This window comes from Streptomyces sp. NPDC026515 (assembly GCF_055567595.1).
Genome location: NZ_JBVHQD010000021.1, coordinates 78,157 through 97,068, shown reverse-complemented (window position 1 = coordinate 97,068; position 18,912 = coordinate 78,157). Strand labels below are relative to the sequence as shown.

18 protein-coding genes and 1 pseudogene are annotated in these 18,912 nt (G+C 69.3%); 7 read left to right on the top strand and 12 right to left on the bottom strand.

The annotated features are described in order from the left end of the window. Nucleotides 1-1,024 precede the first annotated feature (1,024 nt). On the top strand, nt 1,025-1,876 hold the full coding sequence (locus ACZ4O3_RS35045) for an SCO6745 family protein (protein ID WP_467726203.1): 852 nt from the start codon (nt 1,025-1,027) through the stop codon (nt 1,874-1,876). 457 nt (nt 1,877-2,333) lie between these two features. Continuing rightward, nucleotides 2,334-2,678, top strand: coding sequence for an ANTAR domain-containing protein (locus ACZ4O3_RS35040; protein WP_362714730.1), 345 nt, complete (start codon nt 2,334-2,336; stop codon nt 2,676-2,678). A gap of 5 nt (nt 2,679-2,683) precedes the next feature. Here ACZ4O3_RS35040 and phoU read toward each other — a convergent pair whose 3' ends face one another. The 6 genes from phoU to ACZ4O3_RS35010 form a co-directional block, all read right to left on the bottom strand. Continuing rightward, nucleotides 2,684-3,355 (bottom strand): phosphate signaling complex protein PhoU, encoded by a 672-nt coding sequence (gene phoU / locus ACZ4O3_RS35035; RefSeq protein WP_362714733.1) that lies wholly within the window; start codon nt 3,353-3,355, stop codon nt 2,684-2,686. 153 nt (nt 3,356-3,508) lie between these two features. After that, on the bottom strand, nt 3,509-4,288 hold the full coding sequence (locus ACZ4O3_RS35030) for a polysaccharide deacetylase family protein (RefSeq protein WP_467726200.1): 780 nt from the start codon (nt 4,286-4,288) through the stop codon (nt 3,509-3,511). A gap of 49 nt (nt 4,289-4,337) precedes the next feature. Further along, nucleotides 4,338-5,474 carry an acyltransferase family protein gene (locus ACZ4O3_RS35025; RefSeq protein ID WP_467726198.1) on the bottom strand — a complete coding sequence of 379 codons (1,137 nt, stop codon included), beginning with the start codon at nt 5,472-5,474 and terminating at the stop codon, nt 4,338-4,340. Between the two features lie 209 nt (nt 5,475-5,683). Next, a complete protein-coding gene (locus ACZ4O3_RS35020) occupies nt 5,684-6,640 on the bottom strand; it encodes a transporter (protein ID WP_362714742.1) in 957 nt (318 codons plus the stop codon). Continuing rightward, on the bottom strand, nt 6,637-7,551 hold the full coding sequence (locus ACZ4O3_RS35015) for an ABC transporter ATP-binding protein (RefSeq protein WP_362714745.1): 915 nt from the start codon (nt 7,549-7,551) through the stop codon (nt 6,637-6,639). The genes ACZ4O3_RS35020 and ACZ4O3_RS35015 overlap by 4 nt, the downstream gene beginning before the upstream one ends. After that, nucleotides 7,548-7,979 (bottom strand): GntR family transcriptional regulator, encoded by a 432-nt coding sequence (locus ACZ4O3_RS35010; RefSeq protein WP_362714749.1) that lies wholly within the window; start codon nt 7,977-7,979, stop codon nt 7,548-7,550. Before ACZ4O3_RS35010 ends, ACZ4O3_RS35015 begins: the two co-directional genes overlap by 4 nt. Before the next feature lie 170 nt (nt 7,980-8,149). On the opposite strand from ACZ4O3_RS35010, the gene ACZ4O3_RS35005 reads away from it, so the two are divergent. After that, nucleotides 8,150-9,505: an NAD(P)/FAD-dependent oxidoreductase gene (locus ACZ4O3_RS35005; protein ID WP_362714751.1), complete on the top strand. Its 1,356-nt coding sequence runs from the start codon at nt 8,150-8,152 to the stop codon at nt 9,503-9,505. Next, complete coding sequence (locus tag ACZ4O3_RS35000) at nt 9,502-9,900, top strand: hypothetical protein (RefSeq protein ID WP_467726197.1); 399 nt, start codon at nt 9,502-9,504, stop codon at nt 9,898-9,900. The genes ACZ4O3_RS35005 and ACZ4O3_RS35000 overlap by 4 nt, the downstream gene beginning before the upstream one ends. Here ACZ4O3_RS35000 and ACZ4O3_RS34995 read toward each other — a convergent pair. Continuing rightward, the gene (locus tag ACZ4O3_RS34995; protein WP_467726196.1) at nt 9,889-10,437 is read right to left on the bottom strand and encodes a hypothetical protein; all 549 of its coding nucleotides are present in this window, start codon (nt 10,435-10,437) and stop codon (nt 9,889-9,891) included. The genes ACZ4O3_RS35000 and ACZ4O3_RS34995 overlap by 12 nt on opposite strands. A 580-nt stretch (nt 10,438-11,017) precedes the next feature. Here ACZ4O3_RS34995 and ACZ4O3_RS34990 point away from each other — a divergent pair. The 3 genes and pseudogenes from ACZ4O3_RS34990 (at nt 11,018) to ACZ4O3_RS34980 (ending at nt 13,481) form a co-directional block, all read left to right on the top strand. Further along, entirely contained in the window at nt 11,018-11,941 is a 924-nt protein-coding gene (locus ACZ4O3_RS34990) for a sigma-70 family RNA polymerase sigma factor (RefSeq protein WP_467726194.1), read from the top strand. Nucleotides 11,942-12,204: 263 nt separating this feature from the next. After that, a complete protein-coding gene (locus tag ACZ4O3_RS34985; protein ID WP_362714776.1) occupies nt 12,205-12,576 on the top strand; it encodes a cupin domain-containing protein in 372 nt (123 codons plus the stop codon). 80 nt (nt 12,577-12,656) lie between these two features. Beyond that, nucleotides 12,657-13,481 (top strand): annotated as a pseudogene (locus ACZ4O3_RS34980) (IS5 family transposase). Between the two features lie 27 nt (nt 13,482-13,508). Here ACZ4O3_RS34980 and qcrB read toward each other — a convergent pair. The 5 genes from qcrB to ACZ4O3_RS34955 all read right to left on the bottom strand — a co-directional run bounded on the left by qcrB (nt 13,509) and on the right by ACZ4O3_RS34955 (nt 18,802). Beyond that, nucleotides 13,509-15,149 (bottom strand): cytochrome bc1 complex cytochrome b subunit, encoded by a 1,641-nt coding sequence (gene qcrB, locus ACZ4O3_RS34975; protein ID WP_467726192.1) that lies wholly within the window; start codon nt 15,147-15,149, stop codon nt 13,509-13,511. A gap of 199 nt (nt 15,150-15,348) precedes the next feature. Beyond that, on the bottom strand, nt 15,349-15,519 hold the full coding sequence (locus ACZ4O3_RS34970) for a hypothetical protein (protein ID WP_467726189.1): 171 nt from the start codon (nt 15,517-15,519) through the stop codon (nt 15,349-15,351). Between the two features lie 42 nt (nt 15,520-15,561). Continuing rightward, complete coding sequence (locus ACZ4O3_RS34965; protein WP_467726188.1) at nt 15,562-16,161, bottom strand: YceI family protein; 600 nt, start codon at nt 16,159-16,161, stop codon at nt 15,562-15,564. 113 nt (nt 16,162-16,274) lie between these two features. Further along, a complete protein-coding gene (locus tag ACZ4O3_RS34960) occupies nt 16,275-18,005 on the bottom strand; it encodes an L-aspartate oxidase (RefSeq protein WP_467726186.1) in 1,731 nt (576 codons plus the stop codon). A gap of 323 nt (nt 18,006-18,328) precedes the next feature. Beyond that, complete coding sequence (locus ACZ4O3_RS34955) at nt 18,329-18,802, bottom strand: carboxymuconolactone decarboxylase family protein (RefSeq protein WP_384988549.1); 474 nt, start codon at nt 18,800-18,802, stop codon at nt 18,329-18,331. Between the last annotated feature and the right edge of the window lie 110 nt (nt 18,803-18,912).

Sequence of the window (18,912 nt, the reverse complement as noted above, 5' to 3'; positions counted from 1 at the left end):
CCCCCGCCGTGGTCGCGGCGGCCCGGGACAAGAGCCTCGCGCTGCCGGCCGCAGAGGACTTCACCTCCGCTCCGGGGATCGGGGCCGGCGCGACCGCCGACGGCCACGAGATCTCCGCCGGAGCCACCGGGGCGGTTGCTCACCAAGCCGGGGACCGGGGCCTGCGACGCTCGGTCGTCGCGGGCCGCGGAGCTTGCCGCCGAACTGGAGGACGACGGCCGGACCGCCGCTCCGCACGGCGAGCCCGTGCACGGCCACCGGGTGTCGGGGCTGCTGCTGCGGCACCGGCAAGATCCGCGGCGTCGGCCACGCCACCCAGCTCACCACGCTCAAGGCGGAGTTGAGCGGGTCGCCCAGCTCCGGGCCGCAGGCGGACGATCCGTCTTGCTGGGGCAGGTCAACGATCCCGACGCGACCTCCGGCATCGCCCACTGGGTCACGGCCGGAGGTCCCCGACTCGCCGGTCCGCTCGAGATCCTCGGCCTGGACGCGTTCACTCCGTCCTGGCGGGCTCGTCGGTCTGCGCGAGGCGGCGGGCGTGCAGGGCGGCGGCGAGGCGGTCGTGGATGTGCCGCCACCGGCCCGGCGGCCAGGGCGATCCCACCGCCGGCCCTCCACCACAACCCGCTGGTCATGTCGGCGCCGAACTTCTTGCCGGCCGTGGCCCTCCCCCCGGCTGGTCCCGGAGCAGGCCAATTTCCGGGGCCACGTCAGGACGTACGGACCTCCGTGGCCCAGTACGCGCGGTCATCGAGCGGATTCTGCGCAGGGGGCGGGAGAACGGGCGGTTCACCGCCGGCACTTGCCTGACAGACGCCCCCTGTAGCCGGCGCGAACTGTGGTCCCACTGAAGTGAGCGGATCGTCCTGACCGCCTGTTCGGCAGGGGCGAAGCACTGCCGGAGGGAGTCGCCCCCCATCGTCCGCCGTCCGGCCCCGGACGGCTGCACTGCTTCTCCTCGGTCACCGATGAGTTGCGGTGTGCCGGACGGTCCAAGTCGGCACATCCCACAGAGGAGAACCCGATGGGCAAGACGCGCTCGCATCCGCCGACTCACACCGCCCGTCGCATGTTCGAACTCCTGGAGCCGATCTGCCTGGTCACCTTCGTCGCCGCCGAAAGCAACGAGGAACTGGCCGCACTCGGCCACCGCACCTACTGGGACGGCTACTTCGCCAGCCGCGCCGCACCACTGGGACGGGTGCCGGCCCACGTCGTGCACGCGGCCTTCTACAACTTCGCCGACGGGGAAGCCGCCCGGCACATCCCCAGTGCCTGGGAGACGATCCCGCCCGAGGCTTCTGTCGCCGCGCGGGAGCGGGGCAGCGCGGCCTCCCTACGGCGCATCCTCGGCGAGGAGATGGCCGACTCCCCGGGCCTGGTACGTGCCGCAGACCTGACCACCAAGGCCGCGACGAGTGCCCCCACCGAAGGCCGGGTGATGTACGCCGGCATGCGCAGCCTCCAGGTACCCAGCGACCCCGTCGCCCGGCTGTGGCATTCCGCGACCATGCTGCGCGAGCACCGCGGCGACGGTCACATCGCCGCTCTCGTCGGCGCGCGCATCGGCGGCACGGAGGCGCACGTGCTCTCCGCTCTGGAACGGGGCATCCACCCACCGGAGTCGTTCGGACGCATTCATCACCTGCCGAAGGAGCGCCTGGCGGCGGTCATGGACGGCCTGCGCGAACGCGGACTCGTCGACACCGACGGCCACTTCACCGACGCCGGCCGCGCGGCCAGACAACGTATCGAAACCCTCACCGACGAACTCGCCACCCCGCCCTATGAAGCCCTGTCCCTCCCCGAACTCGACGAACTGATCACCCAGCTCGAACCCATCACCGCGACCCTGGTGGCCACCGGCTCGCAGTGACACGCGGAAAGCGCTGAATAATCGTGGGATCCAGGCGGAACGCCTGGACGGAACGTCCCGCCCAGGTTCGGCTGCTGCCTTGCGTACCCCGACGGTGTGCCCGTCTTTGTCGAGAAGGCGGGCCGACTCCATTCCGCCCCGGTCGCCGTCGATCACCAGGATCCGAGCCGGCGCCGCGAGGTGCCCTACCTCATGTCCTCCTTCCTGCCCGGCGGTGGCATGTGCGCTTCCTCCGATCTCCCAGGCCGCCGGAAACCGCCACCCCGGCAGCGAAGGAGGAGATCGCTCACCACGCCTGCCGCTGCGGGACCTCCGGTGCAGTGACCAGGGTCACTGGCTTCTCTTCGGTGCGGCTTGTTGACCTGTGGATCGAGGGGTAAATGGTTGTCGTCCTGCAAGCATTTGCCCCGGCGGTGACGGCTGCCGGGCAGGGAAGACTCTCGGAGTTGAGATCACGATGGAGTACTCGGGAAACGGGCGTCCCGCGCCCAGCGACATGCCGGGTCTGGTTCGGCAGGCGGACCTCGCCAGGCAGTTGGCTCAGCTGAGGCAGGAGATCGACCAACTGCAAGAGGCGATCGCCTCGCACGCCGTCATCGACCAGGCCATCGGCGTGGTCATCTCCCTGGGTAAACTCCCCCCGGAGCAGGGGTTCGAGGTACTGCGGACGGTTTCCCAGCACACCAACACCAAGCTCCGGGAGGTCGCCGCACTGATCGTGAACTGGCCGGCCGGCGGGCCGCTTTCCGACGAGATCCGTCGGGTCCTGGAACAGGCCCTGACGGCTCTCCGTTTCCCCTGACCAGGTCACGGGGCGGGCGTTGCGGCGGCCGAGGGATCGGTGTGTTCGCCGGTGACGAGGTAGACCATGCGGCGGGCGATGGAGACGGCGTGGTCGGCGAACCGCTCGTAGTAGCGGCCGAGGAGTGTGACGTCGACCGCGGTCTCCACCCCGTGGTGCCAGCGGTCGTCCATGAGGTGCTGGAAGATGCCACGGTGCAGCTCGTCCATGCGGTCGTCGTCCCGTTCCATCTGCGCCGCTGTTTCCACGTCGCGGGTGACCAGGACGTCGGCGGCCTGTGCCATCAGGCGCTGGGCGAGCTGGCTCATCTCCAAGACGGTGCGGCGCAGATCCTGTGGCACGGCCTGGAGGGGATACCGCCGCCTGGCCACCTGGGCTACGTGCTGGGCCAGGACCGAACAACGCTCCAGGTCCGCGCTCATGCGCAGCGAGGTGACCACCACCCGCAGATCGGTCGCGACCGGCTGCTGGCGGGCCAGGACGGCGATGGCCCGGTCCTCCAGTTCTCGTTGCAGGCCCTCGACATGGCCGTGAGCCCCGATCACACTCTCCGCGAGCTCACGGTCCGCGTCCAGCAGCGCACTGGTAGCCCGCGCCATGGCGGAACCGACCAGATTCGCGATGCCGACCAGGCCCTCGCCGATGGAGTCCAGTTCCGCGTGATAAGCGTCCCGCATGCCAACCCACTCTCCGGTTGCCCGCCGTCCTGCACCCGCCACATTCCCACAACGCCGCACACCTCTGGCCCGGCATTCCCGGCATCACGCGAAGGCTTCAGTCCAACGGCGCGCCGATCCCCCGTTCGCCCGCCGGATACGTGGCGCGGTGTATCAGGGTCGGTAGACCATCCCGGGCCGGGGCTTGGCGGGGGCGAGCAGCTGCGACACCGTGACGATGGTGTAGCCCTGCTGCTTGAGCGCCTTGAGGATCCCCGGGACGGCGGGCACGGTCCCCTTGTGCAGGTCGTGCAGCAGGATGATGCCGTCCCGGTGGGTCTGGTCGAGCACCCGCTTCGTGATCAGGGCGGAGTCGGTCGTCTCGTAGTCCTTGGCGGTGACGCTCCACAGCACCTGCGCCAGGCCCAGCTCCCGGCAGACCTTGGCCACCTTGCGGCTGGTACGGCCCTCCGGCGGGCGCATCAGAACCGGCTTGGTGCCGGTGATCCTCTCGATGGCGTTCTGGGTCCGGCCCAGCTCCTGTCGGATGCCGTCCTCGTCGAGGTCGGTCAGCCGCTTGTGATACCAGGTGTGGTTCCCGATCTCCTGCCCGTCGTCCGCGATGCGGCGCAGGATGTCGGGGTACTTGGCGATGTGCCCCTTGCCCTGCACGAAGAACGTGGCGTGCAGACCCTGCTGCTTGAGGATGTCCAGCAGCTTGGGCGTGGTCGGGCTGGGGCCGCCGTCGAAGCTGAGCGCCACGCATTTCGCCTTGCGGCAGTCGACGTTCCCGGTGACCGATCCCGACGCCTCGGCCCGGGCGGCGCGCGGTGAGGTGTGATCGTAGGTCGTGACCGTCAGGGCCACGGTGACGGCGACGGCGAGGGCGACGGTCACCACGGCCACGACGGCCACGAGTATGCGCGAGCGTCTTGTACGTGCCTTGATGAGCATAGGAGTGCCTTCTTCTTTCGGAATGGGTTGGAGTGAGTGGTAGCGGGTGTTATCGCGCGCGGGTGAGCGCGGGCTTCGCGGCGTGCTCCGGTGACCGCATGTCGAGCGTCAGGCGTTGCCTCAGACGGCGTCCGAGCCGGCGCTCCACCAGGAGGTGGACGAGCACGGACAGCCCCAGCATGCAGATGACGGACAACGCCATCGCGGGCAGCGGCCCCAGCCTCGGGAAGGCCTGGATCAAGCCCTTGGCCAGCGGGACGCCGAGGCTCTGGTGGACGAGGTAGAAGGGGTAGGTGAGAGCCCCCGCGGTGACCGCCCAGCGCCATCGCACCCCGGACAGCGGGCCGGTTCCGGCGAGGACCAGCAGCACCAGGCAGAGGGTGAGTACGACCGCGCAGACGGCCCAGGAGGGACGGCCCTCCCCAGGGGGTACGGCGGCATGGTCGGCGACGCGCAGATCGAGCACGGTCAGCTGGTAGCACCAGGCGAAACCGAGCAGCAGCCAGAGGAGGAGGCTCTGTCCGAACCGGTGCATGAGGTAGAGCAGGATCCCGGCGACGAACAGGCCGGTGTACCGGGGAAGCAGGAACTCGTCGATCAGCGGTGAGTGGAGTTCAAGGGCGATGACGCCGGCCAGGAGCCAGGCTCCGCAGAAGGCCACCACCCGCCGGTAGGTCAGGCCGAAGACGAGCAGCGCGACCATCAGCAGGTAGAAGCGCGCCTCCACCCAGAGCGTCCAGCTCACGCCGTCGACCGTGGCCAGTCCCATCGGTCCCGGGGCCATCGTCAGGTTCCCGAGGACGGTGCGGGGGTCGATGCGCGTAGCGGAGGGCCAGTCTCCCAGCCGGGAGACCAGGACGAGGACCACGATCAGGAGCACGGCGCACCAGTAGGCGGGGAAGAGCCGGGAGATGCGGGAGACGGTGAACTGCGCGGGAGTCCGTCCCCAGCAGCTCATGCAGATCACGAATCCGCTGATGAGGAAGAAGAATTCGACTCCGAGCCAGCCGTAGCGGCTGATCTCGTGCAGGAACGGAGCGAAATCCCGGAGTTCGACTCTGCCCCAGTAGTGCGGGGTGGGGGTGCCCAGGAAGTGGTAGGCGGCCACCATGAGCGCAGCCAGCAGTCGGAGTCCGTCTATCGCCGTCAGGCGCGACTGGTCGTGGTGAGATTCGGAGGACAGCATGTCGCCACCGGCGCCGTGTCAGCGGACGGTGGGGAGAGATGAGCGGCCGGAGTGATGCGGGGCGCGACCGGTCTTGTGGGTGGCGTCGGCGGGCATGGCGAAACGACCTCCGTACAGGGTGAGAAGAGGGAAGAAGGCAGGGAGGAGAGAGGAGAGAGGCGTGCGAGGTGCGAGAGGTGCGGGGTGCTGCTTCCGTGCGGTCGCCGTGGTCAGACGCGGCGGTGCAGGAGCAGCACGGTGACGCCGGTGAGCAGGACGGCCAGACCGCCGAGGATCGCGGTGTCGGTCCACTGGAAGGCCCAGTAGTCACCCGCGGGATTGGCTTCGTAGAAGCGGGCGACGTAGCCGTGTGTCGCCATGCATTCCCTGAGCTGGGTTCCCGACGGAAAGGCGCAGTTGAACACGGAGTCGTGGCGGCCGGACGCGGTGATCAGGCCGTAGTCGCCGGTCGACCACTTCTCGCCCATGGGCGCCTTGGGGGTGCTGCCCGCGCTGACGTAGGTGTGCGGCGGAACCAGGAGCCGCGACCAGTGGGTCCATTCGAGCAGGAGCGCCATCGCCCCGGTCGCCAGCAGCGTCAGGCCCATCGCTTCGACGACCCTGCGGGTCAACAGGCCGAGGAGGGTGCCGGCTGCCAGGCCGAAGAGGGCGGCCGCGACCACACGGGGGCCGGAACCGCTCAGGGCCGTGTCGTCGTACCAGAACAGTCCGTAGCTGCGGTCGGCGGCTGGTCGCCACCACCAGGCGAACACCGCCGCGAGCAGGCCGGAGAGGGCTGTCGTGGTCGTCGCGGCCAGGGCGAACCGGGAGGCGAACCACTGACCGCGGCTCATCCCCTGGGCGAGGATCATGCGGTGTGTGCCCAGTTCCCGGTCGCGGCCCAGCAACGGGGCGCCCCAGAAGACGCCGATGACGACAGGCAGGACGATGTTCAGCGCCCCGAGGTACTTCAGCGGTTCGATGTCCAGCAGGAGGGGCGGGCCGCTGTCGGACCGTGTGCAGTACAGCGGCCCGGTGGCGCAGTGGTCGAACAGTCCGCTGTGCAGGGCGTCGAGCATGTCCGAGCGGTGGTACGCGGCGATCGCCACCGTGACGGCCAGGGCGGCCGCACCGACGCCTGCCGGCAGGCGTTGCTGGCGCCAGGCCAGCCAGAGAGAGCCTTTCACGCCGCAACCTCCGTCCGCCCCGCCGCGGCGGCGGGCTCCGGCTGGTCCTCCGCCCGGAGGTAGCCGATCAAGACGTCCTCCAGCCTGGGGGGTGCCGCGTGCCAGCCGTCGCGCAGCGGTCCGCGTTGCCGTACCAGGGCCGTCAGCTGTCTGCCGACGGTACGACGCTGCACGATGGTGTGCTGTGTGGCCAGGACGTCGGCCTGGTCGGCCGGCCCGGTCAGTACGGTGTGGCTCGCGCGCAGTGCCTCGGCGTCCTCGCTCAGTTCCGCGCGGCCGTCGCGGAGCATCAGCACCCAGTCGCAGGTCTCCTCCAGCTCGGGCAGGACGTGCGAGGACAGCACGATGCTCGTGCCGCGCTCGGCGGCCTCGGCCATCAGCTCCGCCATGATCTCGCCTCGTGCGACGGGGTCGAGGTCGGCCAACGGCTCGTCGAGCAGCAGGAGTTCGGGCCGCTTGCCGAGGGCCAGGGCGAGCGCGACACGAGTGCGTCGACCGGGGGACAGTTCGCCTGCGCGGGAGTGGAGCGAGATGCCGCCCTCGTGGACGATCCGCTCGGCGGCCGCCCGGTCCCACGTGGAGTTCAGCTTCTCGCCCATCAGCAGGGTGTCCGCCACGGTGGAACGGGGGTAGAGCGGCTTGTCCTGGGTGAGCAGGGCGACCCGGGTGCGGGCGTCGGCCGTGCCAGGTGTGGCACCCAGCACGCGCAGTTCCCCGGCGCCGGGTCGCAGGAGGCCGCCGGCCAGGTGCAGCAGAGTGCTCTTGCCGGCGCCGTTGCGGCCGACGAGTGCGGTGATACGACCGCTGGGTACGGTGAACTCGCAGTCCCGCAGGGCCTTGGCGCCTCGCCTTCGGTATCGGAACCCGAGTCCCGCGGCGCACAGTGCGGCTGGTGCGTCAGGCTCGGTCATGAGTGCTCCCTCCTCCGTTCCCGGTCGCCCGGGGTGATGCTGCCGTGTGCGTGGTCATGGGCGTCCAGGACCGCGGTGACCATGGCGAGGACGTCGGCTCGTTCGAGGCCTTCGGCCCGGGCGCGTGCCACCCAGTCGGTGATCTCCCGGCGCAGCGGCGAGTCGTCCTCCGCGCCGGGCCGGGCCAGTGAACGCGTCACGAAGGTTCCGAGACCGCGACGCAGTTCGACCAGGCCCGCCTGCTCCAGGTCGCGGTAGGCCCGGAGCACGGTGTTGGGGTTGATGGCGGTCGACGCCACCACCTCCTTGGCCGTGGGCAGCTTGTCCCCGACCTTGAGGAAGCCCATCCGGAGCGCCCGTTCGGTCTGCTCCACGATCTGCACGTAGGCCGGTACGCCGCTGCCGCGGTCGATCCGGTAGTCGATCACGTGGCCTTCCTCGGTTCCACCATGCTTGTACTAATGAATTAATGGAAGCATGGTGGACGTACGGCGGCGCTGTCAAACACCTGTGAGCCAGCAGACAGCGGGCACATCGTGTGTCACACCGTCCGGTCCCGCTCGGTCTAAGGAGTGTCGAACAACAAACAGAGGGTCTGATGCGAGAAATTGTGATTGTCGGTGGCGGCTATGCGGGCTTCTACACCGCGTGGGGCCTGGAGAAGAGGCTCACTGCGGCAGAGGCGCGGATCACGGTTGTCGACCCCCGCCCCTATATGACATATCAGCCTTTCCTGCCCGAGGTGACGGCCGGGTCGGTCGAGGCCCGGCACGCCGCCGTGTCCCTGCGGCGGCATCTGCGTCACACCCGGCTGATCGCGGGGACCGTGACCGCGATCCGTCACGCCGACCGGGCGATCACCGTACGGCCCGCCAGGGGAGCGGAGTACGAGCTGCGGTACGACACCCTCGTCGTCACGGCAGGGGCCGTGACCCGCACCTTCCCCATCCCCGGGCTGGCGCAGCACGCGATCGGCCTGAAGCACGTCGAAGAGGCGGTGGCCATCCGCGACCGCCTGATGACCGCCTTCGACCAGGCGGCGTCCCTGCCGCCCGGCGCCGAGCGCCGAAGGCTGCTGACCGTGACGTTCGTGGGCGGCGGGTTCTCCGGAGTCGAAGGTTTCGGGGAACTCCTGTCGCTCGCCACGGCCATGCTGAAGTCGTATCCGGAACTGAGCGGTGACGAGCTGTCCTTCCACCTGGTCGAGGCACGCGGCCGTATCCTGCCCGAGGTGGGGGACAAGCCGGGCGCCTGGGTGGTGCGTTCCCTGGAACGCCGTGGTGCTCACGTTCACCTCAACACCCAGATCCGGTCCCTCGTCGACGGCCGTGTGGTGCTGTCCGACGGGGCGGAGTTCGATTCGGCGCTGGTCGTGTGGACCGCCGGCAACGCCTCCAACCCGGTGGTGCACAACCACTCGGATCTGCCGATCGACGCACGAGGCCTGCTCGTGGTCCGGCCCGACCTGCGCGTGGGCACCGAGGGTGCGGCCGTGCCCGATGCGTGGGCGGCCGGGGACGACGCGGCCGTTCCCGACCTCGCTTCGAGGGTGCCGGGGGCCCACACGGTGCCGAACGCCCAGCACGCCGTGCGGCAGGGCAGACGCCTCGCGAAGAACATCGTGGCCGACCTGCGCGGAGGACGGATCAAGAACTACCGTCACAGCAGCCTGGGGGTGGTGGCCACGCTGGGACTGGGACGGGGCATCTTCCAGTACAAGAGGATCGTCATCAAGGGGCTTCCGGCCTGGCTGATGCACCGGGGTTACCACATGCTCGCCGTGCCCTCCTGGGAACGTAAGATCCGCGTCCTCACCGTCTGGCTCACGGCCGCCGCCTTCGGCCGGGACCTCGTCTCTCTCGCCTCCGTGCAGCATCCGCGGGACGCGTTCGTCACGAGCGGCGATCCGCGGCGACCCGAGGAGAACCCGACGAGCGCCCGCACCGCCGTATGAGCCCGGGAGAGAACGACGACCGCGGGCCCGGCGCCCTTCCTGTGGAGTGCACCACGAACACCGGTGAGGAGGCCGCACGCGGCCTGACCGACATCGAGACCTTCCTGTACCGGCACGCCCACCTGGGCGCGGCACGGCGGCGCGTGGAGGTCTTCACCACGGGGGTGCAGGGACTGACCCGGGAGCAGAGGGCGGACATCGAGAGCTGGTACCTGAGGGAACAGACCTACGTCGCGCACCTGGTGACGGACCATCTGGCCGACAGTATCGGCGAGCTGCAGCGGCAGCACCGAGCCCGTTTCACACGGTGGCTACGAGGAACGCTCACCGCGATGATCCTGGTCACCGTGGCCATGTCCGTGGGCGTCGCGGTGCTCCTGGCATCACTCGGCTGACCGGGAACGCGGGGCGCGGTAGAGGCCGCGCCCGGTCCGCCGGATGCGGGAGGCGCCGACAAGGCGATCGAGTGTGCTGCGGACCCCGTTGATGCTTCCGCTGTCGTCGTCGCGGCCCAGGGCGGCGGCCACGTCACGGGCCCGTACATCGATGTCGCCGGCCGCGGCGAAGTACTCCATGATCTGCTCGGTGAGCCGGCCGTACTTCTTCTGCCCGTCCGCGCTCTCGCCGTCCCTCTCGCTCGCAGGTTCCTGATCACGAGGCGTGGGTACGGTCGCGAGGCTCGCGGAGTCGGTGGCCGCGACATCGGCCTGAGGTGCCACATCCTTCGCGACCTCGGCCACTTCCGCGGTGGCCGGGGCACGCATCAATGACTCGAAGGTGCTGAGAGCCTGTCGCACCGAGCCGAGATGGGCCACGACCGCGGCGAGTTCCCTTTCCAGCGCCTGCTTCTGCATCTGCAGACGGGCCAAGTCCTCCTGAAGGCGTTCGGCGGTGACCGCGACGTCGCGCATCGAGTGGGTCGCAGGGACCATGCGTTCCTCTTCTCCTCTGCACGCTGTGGGACGACGCTTCGGCTGCGCGACGCTCGGTCCGGACGCGGAAGCGGTACTCCCAGACATGATATGCGCAGGTCCGGAGGGAACCGTGGCGTCCTGCCGGTCGGCATCGGCTTCCGCGCGCGTCTCACCCGGCGGCTGGGGCGAATCACCAGATCATGCGATGCGCCGCAGGACATCCGCAGCCCCTGCCGCCCGTTCAGGACCGTCCCGTGAGAAGTGAGGTCCGGCGCCCGCGCGGCCCACCGTGCGTTCCGCTCCGTGTCACACCTTATGATTCTCCTGAATCACTCGATCATGCGATGCGTTCATGCGCCACCCTGGCGAAGTATGTGCTGGTTGGTGACCCATGCGCCCCTCGGGTCGCGGGAACAGGTCGATTCGGATCTCTCGGTTCCCGCACCGCCCGAGCCCGCGCGGGACCTCATGCCCGGCGCGATGTCGGCCACGAGGAGCGCGTCGCGGTACGGCCGGCCGAAGCCGCCTGATCGCACACGGTAGCGAGGTGATTCCGGCACGCGGCAGCGCAGCCCGGAGGAACGAGGACCACAGATTCATGCATGCCAATCCGTCCCCCACGACGGGCGACCTCGACGAGGCTGTTTCCACCTTTGTGCGGTATCGGCCGCGGCTCTTCGGGATCGCCTACCGGGTGCTCGGCAGCGTGGCCGAGGCCGAGGACGTGGTCCAGGAGGTGTGGCTGCGCTGGCAGAAGACGGACCGATCCGTGGTGGTGAGCCCGGCCGCCTTCCTGTCGAGTGCGACGACCCGCCTGGCCGTCAACGTGGCGCAGTCGGCGCGGATGCGCCGGGAGACCTACATCGGGCCGTGGCTGCCCGAACCCATCGACACCTCCGTGGACCCGGAGGTGGGGGCGCAGCGGGCCGAGGCGCTGGACATGGCCCTGTTGCTGGTCCTGGAGAAACTGAGTCCCACCGAGCGGGCCGCGTACGTCCTGCGCGAGGCGTTCGACTACTCGTATCCGGAGATCGCGGAGATCCTTCAGCTCAGCGTGGTCAACGTCCGCCAGATCGTGAGCCGGTCGCGCAGACGTCTGACGGGCGAGCCACGGGCGAGCGTGGACGCGCTGGAGCACCGGCGGCTGCTGGACGCCTTCGTCTCGGCGGCCCGTACCGGGGACGTGGCCTCGTTGGAATCCGTCCTCGCTCCCGACGTCGTCAGCCTGTCCGACGGCAACGGCCTCAGAGGCGCCGCACGCCTGGCCGTGGTGGGCCCGGCGAGTGTGGCCAACCTGGCGACCGCCACTCGGCGGTTCTGGCGGGGGACCGACCTGCGACCGGTCCAGGCCAATGGCCGGACGGGCGTGATGATGTACCGCGGCGGTGCCCCCAGCACGATTCTGACGATCGCCGCTTCGAGGGACGGCATACACAAGGTGATGTGGGTGTTCCACCCGGACAAGATCGCGGCATTTCTGAAGTCGCGGTCCCGGTCCGCGCCGGTGCCCGGCCCGGCTTGATCCGCGGGGTGTGCCCGGGGGCGGGGCCGACGGTTTCCGGTTTGTGGGGGCTCCCGACTGGAGGCAGGGTGGTCTTGGAGCCACGCGCATGAGGCAGTGGACGGACGGACCGGGCTGTCGCGGTACACGCCGCCCGGCCGGCGCCGCCACGACCAGTGCCGAACCGCCGGTTCCGTGATGATCACGGAGGTGTGGCAATGTCGGCAGACAGCGCAGTGAACGAGACCGTCGGACAAGACATCGAGCCCACGGTCGGCCCGAGGATGCTGGCGGACGTCAGGCCTCCCTTCGTTCCCGAGGGAGCTTCCGGGATGACCATCTTCGTCGAATGGCCCCCCGGTCACCCGGGGACACCTCCGCACCGTCACTCGGGGCCGTGCTTCGGCTACGTCCTCGAAGGCGCGGTCCGCTGGGAGCTGGAGGGCGAGCCGGAACGTGTGATCAAGGCGGGTGAGACGTTCTGGGAGCCCGGCGGCGAAGTGATCCACTACCAGAACGGCAACGCCTCGTCGGACGCGCCGGCCAAGTACATCGTCTTCATGATGTGCGCGCCGGGTCAGCCGATGCTCACCCTGGTCGAGGAGCAGGAGCTGACCGAGCGGGCCCATCTGCGGGCTCCGCGCGCCACGGCCTGACCCGGCGGGCCCGCACAGCCCGACGCGGGCCTCGTCCGGCCCCCTGGGCCGTTTCCTTCGGATCATCTGATCGTTGGCTGATGTGTGTCGTCGCTGACGCCCAGTGGGCGGGGATCGAGCCGTTGCTGCCGGAGCGGGCACCTCGGCGGGGTGGGCGGTGGCGTGATCATCGGCAGGTGATCGACGCGATCGCGTCCACGTACCGTACCGGGACTCCGTGGATGGACCTGCCCGCACTTTGGCTCGTGGAAGGGTGCCCATAACCGGCTGCGGAAGTGGTCCGCCGACGGGACCTGGGAGACGGTCTTCACCGCCCTGCTCGCCCAGGCCGATGCCGATGCCGATCTCGACTGGGTCGTTGCTGTCGACTCGACCGTCGTGCGCGCTCATCAGCACGCCGCCGGTGCCCGTCAAAGGGGGCCCCGGCCGGCGAGCCGGCCGACCATGCCTCGGGCGGTCCCACGGCGGCCTGACCACTCACCTCGCCGCGGACAGCCACTGCAGAGCGCTCCCCTTCATCTTCACGCCCGGTCACGCACCCGCATTCACCCAGGTCATGACGCTTACGGGTGCCGAGGCCGGTCGGCAGGCACAGGACCACTCCGGAGATGGTCCTGGCCGACAAGACATACTTGTCGCGGGCGATCCGCAGCCAGCTGCGCCAGCGTGGCGTCAGGGCGGTGATTGCGCAGCCGGTCGACCAGGCCGCGAACCGCAAACGTCGCGGCCGCCTCGGCGGCCGTCCGGCTGCTTTCGACCGCGAGGCGTACAAGCAGCGCAACACCGCCGAGCGGTGCATCAACAAGTTCAAGCAGTGGCGCGGTCTGGCCACCGGCTACGACAATCGACCCCGCCACTACCAAGCCACAGTAACCATCGCCTGCCTAGGACTCTGGCTCCCCTGACATCGCGGACACGACCCAGACCGCTCCTCACCGTGGCTGTGTCCGGCGCGGGTGATCGTTCGCGATCTCCCGGTACTCCTGCGCGGTCGGTTTGGGGACCTGTGAGCCTTCGCCGTAGAGGGCGCGGCTGAACAGGACACGCAGGCGGCGGGCACGGCCGGCTCCGGCGGCCGGTCTCCCGGCGGAGCCGTCGAGGCCGGCGGCGAGGGGCGTGTACTGCTCATGCTGCGTCAGCAGATGGAGTTCCGCCGGGTCGACAGGCGCGTGCACCTCGATGAACTCGCCGTCCGGCAGGCGCTTGACGACACCGGTCTCGCGACCGTGCAGCACCTTGTCGCGGTCTGCGCGCTGCAGGCCGAGCGCACAGCGCTTCGCCACGGCGTAGGCCGCCGGCGGCGCGACGATCAGGCCGATGCGGACCGTCCACGTCACCGATTCGACCGAGACATGGAACCGGGTGGCGATGATGTCGTTCGCGGCACCCACGAGCGAAACCAGGTAGAAGGTGATCCAGGCGACACCGAGCGCCGTTCGCACGGGGCGGTTGCGTGGCCTGTCGAGGAGGTGCTGGTCACGACCGTCCCCGGTCGCCCATGCCTCCAGGAACGGATAGGCGCCCATGGCCAGGAAGAGACCGGCACCCGCCACCAGCGGGATCAGGTTGTCCAGTGCCAACGTGTTCCCCCACAGGGCGATTTCCCAGCCGGGCATGACGCGCAGCAGCCCGTCGGCGACGCCCATGTACCAGTCCGGCTGCGATCCGGCCGAGACCTGGTCGACGCGGTAGGGGCCGTACAGCCAGATGGGATTGATCTGCACGAGTGCCGCCATCGCGAGGATGACACCGGCCACCAGGAAGAAGAGACCCGTGGACTTCACCGCCCGCACCTTGGGCGGTGGGCCCACCACATTCCCGTTGGTCCGTCCCGGGCCCGGATATTGCGTGTGTCTGTGGTGGAACAGCAGGACCAGATGGGCCACGAGCAGCGCGATCATGATGGCTGGGATGATCAGGACGTGGATCGTGTTGAAGCGCGCCACCAGATCGTCGCCCGGGAACTCACCGCCGAAGAGGAACATCGAAAGATAGGTTCCGGCGATCGGCAGGGAAAGGATCGTCCCGTTCACCACGGCGAGTCCGGTTCCGGAGAGCAGGTCGTCGGGGAGGTCGTATCCGGTCAGCCCTCCGAACATGCCGAGGACCAGCAGCAGGAATCCGAACAGCCACTGGACCTCACGGGGCTTACGGAAGGCGCCGGTGAAGAACACCCGCAGCATGTGGACCAGCATGGCTCCGATGAACACCACGGCGGCCCAGTGATGGGCCTGCCGTATCAGCAGGCCACCGCGTACCTCGAAGGAGAGGCGCATGGTCGAGTCGAACGCCTCCGACACCGTCTGGCCCTGCAACGGTGTGTAAGTGCCCTTGTACTCGACTTCGTTGAGCGACGGGTGGAAGTAGAAGGTCAGATAGACGCCGGTCACCACGATGACGACGAAGCTGTAGAGACAGATCTCTCCCAGCAGGAACGACCAGTGGTCCGGAAAGACCCGACGTGCCTTGGCGCGGATCAGGCTGAGGGGACCCAGACGTCCGTCCGCCCAGCGGGCGATGCGTTCCCCGCCGCCCCGAGCGCCGGCTTCCTCTTCCTCGGTCTGATCATCCATGCCCCTCTAACCATTCTTCGTCCGGCCCGAATAGGGGCGCCACTTGAGGCATGAGCCCGGTGTGCGGGCCCATGACTGCTTCCACCCGTATGACCGGGAGCGAGGCGCGAATGTGACACGCGCGGCTCCGAAGGCTCTCAGGGCAGGCGGCCTGCCCTGAGCGGGCCGATTCCCGCCCGGCACGGGCCCGTTCGTCCGCTCAACGGGACGGAGGCTGTGGGAGAGCGGCGGAAATGGCTGCCATCCGCTCGTTGAGCACGGTGAGTTCCTCGCGGAGTTCGTCGATACGCGTCTGAAGTCGGGCGGCTTCGGCGGTCAGCGCCACGACCGTGGCCGCCAGGCCGTTGCGGTCGTCCGAGGCATGTGTCATGGGTCTTCCTTCCGGCGGATACGCCGACAGGCGTCTCGTCGGTCATCCGTCGTGTGTCTGGTCCAGCCGCACGGCCCGGATGTCGAGAGTCAGCTTCACCTTGTCGCTGATCAGAACTCCGCCCGTGGCCAGGGCCCGGTTGCCGTCGAGCCCCCAGTCGGAACGCTGGAGGGTGGCCGCGCCGGTGAATCCGACCCGGTTCCGGCGGTGAGCGTCCTCACCCGCCCCGCGGAACCCGAGGTCGACGTGGACAGGCAGTTCGATGTCCTTGATCAGAAGATGTCCCGGCAAGCGGAAGCGGCCCTCACCGGCGTGCAGGACGCCGCCGTCCGAGCGGAAGCTCATGAGCGGGAACGTCGCGGCGTCGAGGAAGTCCGGGCCCGTGACATGCGCGTCCCGCTCCGGATATCCCGTGTCGACGCTGCAGGTCTGGACACTGAGGAAGGCCTCCGACCGGGTGGGGCGCGCTCCGTCAAGCTTGAGCAGCCCCTCGAAGGCGGTGAACCGTCCGCGTACGTTCGTGACCACGCCGTACCGGACGGAGAACCCGATGGTGCTGCGGGCCGGATCGATGGCGTAGACGCCGGTGAGATTCTCCAGGGGCCGGGTGCGAGAAGCAGCGGTTTCCCTACGGTTGAACATGGCGAGCGGGCTCCTTCGTGCGGGGACCTCAGGCAGGCGCGCACTCTGCGGCCGGATCGGTGCCCAGGCAGGCCCCTGGCCGGCACCGGGGGCCGTTCGCGGGCGATGCGGCGTTACTCGGCGAGCTTGCCGTCGGTCGAGACCTCCGTCATGAGAGAGGAGATCTCGTCGGGGACGGCGGGGATGGTCTCGCGGGTGACACCGGTCGTGGGCGACCATACGAGGTTGACCTGCTGAGCGGGGTCCAGCTGGGGGTGGTCGCTGCGGTTGTGGCAACCGCGGGTCTCACGGCGTTCGAGTGCCGCTTCGAGGGTGGCCCGGGCCGACAGGGCGGCGGACTTGAGGTCGAAGGCGTGCGCGAGATCCTGGAAGCCGGCGATGTCGGGGTGGACGCCGACGTTCTCCATCCTCTTCTCGATCAGCGCGAGTTCCTCGAGCCCGGCGCGCAGGCCCTGCTCGTCACGCACCACTCCGGCATGTTCCGTCATGGTGTTGCGGATGGCGCGCTGCAGGGCGCGGACGTTCTCCGGTCCGTCGGCCACCAGAAGGTCGTCGATCTCGGCACGGGCCTGCGCGACGGCCGACGCCGACCGCGGCTGGGCGGTCAGGGACTGCGAGTAGGCGGCGGCCGCCCGGCCGGTGATGCGGCCGAAGACGAGCAGTTCGATGAGGCTGTTCCCGCCGAGGCGATTGGCGCCGTGCAGGCCGCTGGACGCCTCACCGATGGCGTAGAGCCCGTGGACGTCGGTGCTGTGGTCCTCGGGACGTACCCACACACCGCCCATCGAGTAGTGCGCGGTGGGCGCGATCTCGATCGGATCGCGGGTGATGTCCAGCATCTGCAGGTCCAGCAGCGTCTGGTAGACGCGGGGGAGACGCGTCATGATCGTCTGCCGTGGCAGATGAGAGACGTCGAGCCACACGCCGCCCTTGGGGGTCCCCCTTCCCTCCTTGATCTCCGTGTAGGAGGCCAGGGCCACGCGGTCACGGGTCGACAGCTCCATGCGTGCGGGGTCGTACCGGCTCATGAACCGCTCGCCGAGCGCGTTGCGCAGGATGCCGCCCTCACCGCGGGCGGCCTCGCTGACAAGGGTGCCGGCCGCGTTCTCGGGCTCGATGATGCCGGAGGGATGGAACTGCACCAGTTCGGGATCGCGCAGCCGGGCGCCGGCCTCCACGGCCAGACGGAACGAATCTCCCGTGTTCTCGTCCCGCCGGGAGGAGGTCCGCCGCCAGATACGGGTGTGGCCGCCCGCGGCGAGAATGACGGCGTCGGCGTGGATCAGGTACCTGGTTCCATGGGTGAGGTCGAAGCCGTAGGCCCCGAAGACGGCACCGTCGTGGACCAGGAGCCGGGTGATGTAGACACCGTCGAGCACGGGCACGTTCAGCTGGTCCGCGCGCCGGATCAGGGTGCGCTGGATCTCCAGACCGGTGTAGTCGCCGGCGAACGCGGTCCGCCTGAACTTGTGCGCGCCGAAGAAGCGCTGGGAGACCCGTCCGTCCGCCTCACGGGCGAACGCCATGCCGTAGCGTTCCAGGTCGCCGATGCCCCGAGCGGCGCCCTGCGTGACGATCTCGACGGTGCGGGGATCGGCGAGCAGGTAGCTCTCCTTGATCGTGTCGGCGGCGTGCTGCTGCCAGCTGTCCTCGGGATCCATGGTGCCGAGGGCCGCGTTGATTCCTCCGGCGGCAAGCGCCGTGTGCGCGTCCTCCTTGGGACGCTTGCCGACCGCGAGGACGTCGACACCGGCTTCGGCCAGTTCGATCGCCGCTCGCAGCCCGGCACCCCCAGTCCCGATCACCAGCACTGTGGTGGAAACACGTTGTTCGGTGACAGCCACGTTCTACTCCGGTCGATGAGGGATTGTCACTCAGTAGGACCGGGATGCCGCGGAACCTGTGACACCTGTTGTGAAGGCACTTGTGTCAGACACCCGGGCGGCGCGCGGGTGCCGGGCGAGGGTCGTCACCCGGTCCCGTGCCACGGGACCGCGGTGCCACGACAGCGCACCGCCGTGAACGGGTTCACGGCGGTGCGGCCCCGAGCGACGGTGCGCGGGAGTCCCCGGAGGACCGGGAGCCCACTTGTCGAGGACGGTCGTTCCCGAGGCGCCCTGGGGAACGACGGCTGGCTCCATGTCCGCCGGTGCGGGTCTGCCTGGGCTCAGCCGAACATGCCGACCTTGTAGTTGCCGGCGGGCTGACGCGTGATGATGTTGATGCGGTTGTAGGCGTTGATGACGGCGATGAGGGTGGTCAGCGCGGCGAGCTGGTCCTCGTCGAAGTGCTTGGCGGCGTTCGCCCAGGCCTCGTCGTCGACACCGCCCGCGGCGTCCGCGACGCGGGTGCCCTGCTCGGTCAGTTCCAGCGCGGCGCGCTCGGCCTCGGTGAAAACGGTCGCCTCCCGCCAGGCGGCGATCAGATTGAGCCGTTCCGGGGTCTCCCCGGAGTGCGTGGCCTCCTTGGTGTGCATGTCGGTGCAGAAACCGCAGCCGTTGATCTGGCTGGCGCGCACCTCCACCAGATGCTGAACGGTGGTCGGAAGATCCGAGCCCGCCAGCACCTTGCTGACGGCCATGAGGTTCTTCATCGCCTTGCCCGCGAGCGGATTGGCGAAGTAGTTGAGTCGTGCGTCCATCGGTGCCCTCCTGGCAGTGCTGTTACGCACTACTGACCGGACGGGCCGCCCGAACGTGACAGCAGCCTTTCTGCCGCACAGTGCCAAGGGCTGTCACGAGGTGCCGGCGG